At 48.3% G+C, this 4,653-nt stretch carries 3 protein-coding genes; 2 read left to right on the top strand and 1 reads right to left on the bottom strand.

Annotation, left to right across the window (positions count from 1 at the left end):
• Nucleotides 1–660: 660 nt before the first annotated feature.
• Nucleotides 661–1,239, bottom strand: a complete 579-nt coding sequence (locus KKA81_16950) for a hypothetical protein (protein ID MBU2652616.1) — start codon at nucleotides 1,237–1,239, stop codon at nucleotides 661–663.
• 210 nt (nucleotides 1,240–1,449) lie between these two features.
• On the opposite strand from KKA81_16950, the gene KKA81_16945 reads away from it, so the two are divergent.
• Together KKA81_16945 and KKA81_16940 are read left to right on the top strand one after the other, a co-directional pair.
• Nucleotides 1,450–1,635, top strand: coding sequence for a hypothetical protein (locus tag KKA81_16945; GenBank protein ID MBU2652615.1), 186 nt, complete (start codon nucleotides 1,450–1,452; stop codon nucleotides 1,633–1,635).
• 1,863 nt (nucleotides 1,636–3,498) lie between these two features.
• The gene (locus KKA81_16940; protein MBU2652614.1) at nucleotides 3,499–4,464 is read left to right on the top strand and encodes a hypothetical protein; all 966 of its coding nucleotides are present in this window, start codon (nucleotides 3,499–3,501) and stop codon (nucleotides 4,462–4,464) included.
• Nucleotides 4,465–4,653 lie beyond the last annotated feature (189 nt).

Genomic DNA, 4,653 nt, shown 5'->3' with positions numbered 1-4,653 from the left:
TTGAAACTGTCTTTGTATATTTGACACTAATGGAGTGAAGAAATCATTCTGCATTTCATGCGAAGTCATTTTGTCGCGAAAAGGAGTCTGTTGCAGTTCAGAAGAAGTCATAGTGGCGACACCATACATTCTCTCCCGAATTCTTTTTGGGCTTAGATGACGCAGTCCCTTCACATTCGAAACAACGAACAGAATTTCACCTGATCACGGAAAACTGTCACCCCACGCAATTTTGCTTTCTTTCACCCCAGTAAGTTTCTCAAATATTCATTCAAGACTTTCGGTTCCTCGCATTTTGTGTCCGTTGTTCCTTCCTCTGAACATGTTCACAGTTTCAGCTTGATCCTTTGAAGTGATTCACTGCACTGGGATCAACTTTTGTGTTGGGAGAATGTCCTGAGAATGTCATAGAATGCCTCTGGATTCTATCCAGTAGGCAAGAGCTCCCTTTGACGTATTTGAGGTTCCTGGGTTTTTTTGTACTGGATTGTATTTCCTTGTCGTTTGATTCGGTGAAGTTGGAGCAGCGTAGACGGACCGAAATTGTCCGAGATGGGAGAAGTCTGACTACAAGATGAGAAGGAGCTTTGTGAATGAAAGTGATTGTGATACCTAGAGAATCACGAAGAATGTTTTTTATTGTGAAGAAGAAGGTGGAGGTCATCCGTCGTCCGTTCCGTGAGAAAGAGACATACCCGCGCTCTGGGCACAGCAGAGAAAGGCAGCAGCATCTATGAGCTGAGACGTCTTTGATGAAGTCACTGTGATGTCATGAAGTGTCTTCCCATCTCCGCTCCAGAGCATTCGACGCGGGCCTCGCATGCCAAAAGAAGTTGTCTTCCAGAATCGTCGGAACTCATCGTTCATCCCCTCAGCACCTTGTTGGTTGAAGCATGTGAGTTCTCCATGCTTCTCGAGGAGATCCACGATATGGTACACGACGATATGGAGGTAATCTGGAAGATGCTCACAGTCCTTTCGATCGAGGAGGATCAGAACTGTTCTCTTGAGCATGGAGATGTACCTCTTGAGCTTTCCCGTGATTTTTTCCTTCTTATCATCACGACAGGGAACGACATCATTCATAACATCCCTCTTCCGGATCGTTTCAAGGATCTTTCTGAGGAGAGTTTGTACTGAAGACAGCTGTCGCACTGGTCCTTCCTGATGATTCGGGGAGAAGATCGCCTCAAGAATGTCATCGTCATCGAGAATGTTCCGTGCAACAGATCCTGTCATAGAGAAGGTGTCTTCTCCATGGATATGTCGCTTCTGGAACTCTCGGACCGCCGCAGCTCTGCTTCCTCGAAAGTAAACTGTGACACTCCGTATTAGCCCACAAAACCATTCGGAAAGTCTTGTGCGCAGGTGGAGTGTGCAGATCACTCGCGGGACGCGATCCATAAGCCAGTCACTGTTTTCGTCATAGTGACACGTCTCAATCATTTCATGAGACAGCTCCTCTTTCATCGAAACCGTTCTTCGGTTTACACGACAAACGGAACAGTATGGGCAATGTTGGATCCGCTTGTCCGGAGCGAGGAACTTCGTGAGGAAGGAGAGATCGCCTCCGAGAATCAATTCCAAGTCAAAACGTACATCCTTTTCACCGATCTTGTGGCTAACGGTGTATGATGGCTTCATTGACGAGGAGAGAATTCGGAAGAGGGAGCGCAGCTCAATTAGTGTGTCTTTTCCATTGTATTCCAGGAGAAGCAAATGATTATGGTGCTTCTGTGGCCCATCAATGTAAGGAAAAGACAGAAAGCCAAGAACGACAGAACATCCTAGTGACAGTCGAACGCCATTATTGATAGACAGACGAACAACTGTCTGTACAACGACGCGATTGCCAATTGGTGCCTGTTGCACCCGGGACACGTTCTCTTTTTTCGCTCCCTCGAGAAGCTGTCGTGCATGTTCTTCGACAACATGTCCAATCAGAACATTAGCGTCCCTCATGAATCCGTCCAGCTCTTGTGGTGGAAACATGATCACAGAAGAACGAAAATCACGACACATAGCTTCTCTCACAGTGAATATTTCTCGTTCCGGCGGTATCATTCCAGGAAACAAATGTGACAGTCCACGAATCTGACTTCTTCGCAGATTCAGAGACGCAAGGACACGAACTGTCTTGGAAACGCCGTCTTTCGTGACCGGAATGTTATTGCGGTCATAGCAAGCGGAACAGAGAAATACTCGCTCGGTGCCCGAGTCATCAGTCCAAACGGCCTGATGGTGGTCAATGCTCACATACACTTTGCTCATCGCTCGAGCAAAGTATCGAGCAGAAGTTCGACCACAAGAACCACAAAGACCTCTTCGCACCTTTGAAACCATAGGATGCGAAGGGAGTCACGAAGCGGGATGAAGTAAGGAACAGAGAAGAAGTAAATGGACAATTTCAAGGAGGGGTCCACACTCCCGCCGTGAAAGACAGTGAAGATTAAAGGAAGTAAAAGCAAAATATGGGATTCGCGATCAAGACGCGGTCACCCAAAAAAAGACAAAAGAGAGAATGGTTCGCAGTGACTTCAGAGGTCACCAAGGGCATCACTTCAAAAGGCGATAACAAGAAGAATAGGGAAAACGCAACCACATTCACAATTTGGTTGCAGGAAACATCGACTGCACACAATACACACCATTGTTCTGTCGTTGACAGCTCCGCAGTTGACGTGTCCTTGTTCTCTTCTCTGATTGGCTGAGAGCAAAAGTGCACTTGGGGGACTTTTTGGTTTGGCGTTCCCCTACATTCTCTGTCGCCCCTATGCAAAAACCCCCCCATGAGAACCCCAGTAAGGTAGGCAGAATTTGCGCTGTCCGTGCCCCGCGCTTTTCTGTGAATACGACCAACCCACTTTTGTTTTGTGGGTCATGTGCGATGGAAGGAGATGCAGTTGGGGGACGCTAGTTCTTGGAGGAATAACGGGGCTTTCGAAGGTTTTGCAACGGAATTGATTCTTGATGTCATCGTCTGTTTCTCGTTCAAGATCTGGTCGCCGGACATCTATAACTGCAATTCAGCACATACTTGCAACGGCAGAATTTCGGAGAAGTCAGTGGAATGATCTGGAGAAAGCTGCCCATCTGGCAGTGGAGTGCGGATTTTCGATCTCCAGTGTTTCTTCTTTTTTCCGTCTGGATCGAAAAAGAGTTTCAAACGCTCTGAAGACGTTGGGAAAGGGGAGAAGAATAGGATTGAGGGGACGCCCACGTCTTCTTCTTTCACCGGAGGAGAGAGACGTGATCGATTTCGCTCAACAGCGGCATCGCCAGCACGACGCTGTTTCCCCTCGCGAACTTGAGCAAGTCGTATGTTTTTGCTCTTTGCGCAATGATGTATTCATTTCTTAGGCGAACACTCTTCTCCAAAGGAGGGAACCCGGGGAAGAGGTCTCTCGTCAGTTCGCGCACAATTTGGTTGAGAGGACCCCGGCCTTGCACATTGTTCCGGCCATTCCAGTGGAACATATGCGTACAAGGGAGACGACGATGGATGTTATAGTCTCCTACTTCAAAGAACTTTGGACAGCGGTCAAGCGGGTGGATTGTCGGCTCATGTTCAATTTCTACGAAACTACCTTAGAGTTCAAGCAGAATCGCTTCCGCGTTGTGGCGCCAAGAGAAAGCGCCAGTGGTATCGTCCGAAGAGATGTGCACGAAGCACTGCACATCTCTCTTGGAGCCACAATTTGTGCTGATGGGACCGCGATGAAGCCTGTAGTGTGCTTGCCAGTGGACAATCTGCGATCGATTCCTGCAGTCCTTCGTTCTCGGTTTTGGTGGTGTGGTTCTGCCGCCAGTCGAGGGTGGATGAATGGCCAGATGTTTCGACAGTGGTTGTTGGCGGACTTCCTGCCCCAAGTGAAAGAGAAGTGGTATCGACTGCATTTTTCCCCACTAACTCCGATTTCTGATGGAGAAAGTGAAAAGGATCGGGGAATGCGCCCGCTGTTGATCTTTGATGGTTTGTGCTCCCATACTTGTTGGGACACGCAGCGCTTGTTGAAACAAGGCGGGGTTCGATCATTGGTTTTGCCGCCACACACGAGTCATGTGACTCAACCCCTCGACAATGGTGTTTTTCTGGCGTTCAAGAGAGAATGCAGGAAAGCGCAGGGCCCCATCATGAGTGCAGTGGGACGCCGCGCAAAGATGCACGCCATGCTGGTCGCTGCAGCTGACGCTGTTGACGTGGCGACTGATAGAAAGACCATCGCTCTTGCATGGAGAACCACGGGAATCTTTCCTTGGAATCCCCAAAGAGTCTTTCGTTCGCCCTTTGTTCGAGGAGACATTCCTACTGAAACTGCAGAATGGCTGAAGTGGACGTGGGAAGAGCCCAATCCGGGCACTGTTCGTTCGATCTATTTGGTGGATCAGATCATTTCTCCCGCTGAAGTAGAACAACGACTGATTCCCTTGGGTGAGGATGAAGAGGAAGAAGTTTGTGAGTAAACGATCAATGTGTCATGCGACGTAACTCATCAGAAGGGCCCCATCTGCAAAAGTCTCCTCTCTCGATATGCACTTTAAGCCTCTTTTTCCATATATTGTTGATTACCAGACGGAGTTCGTGCCACTGGGTGGGTTTTTCTGCAGTGGGGTTTTTCTGATTAACCTTGACACTGTAAGTATGTCATCTCA

This window comes from Bacteroidota bacterium (assembly GCA_018831055.1).
Lineage (GTDB): Bacteria > Bacteroidota > Bacteroidia > Bacteroidales > B18-G4 > M55B132.
Note: the sequence above shows the minus strand (reverse complement) of the source record. Positions and strands in the feature narration are given on the sequence as shown.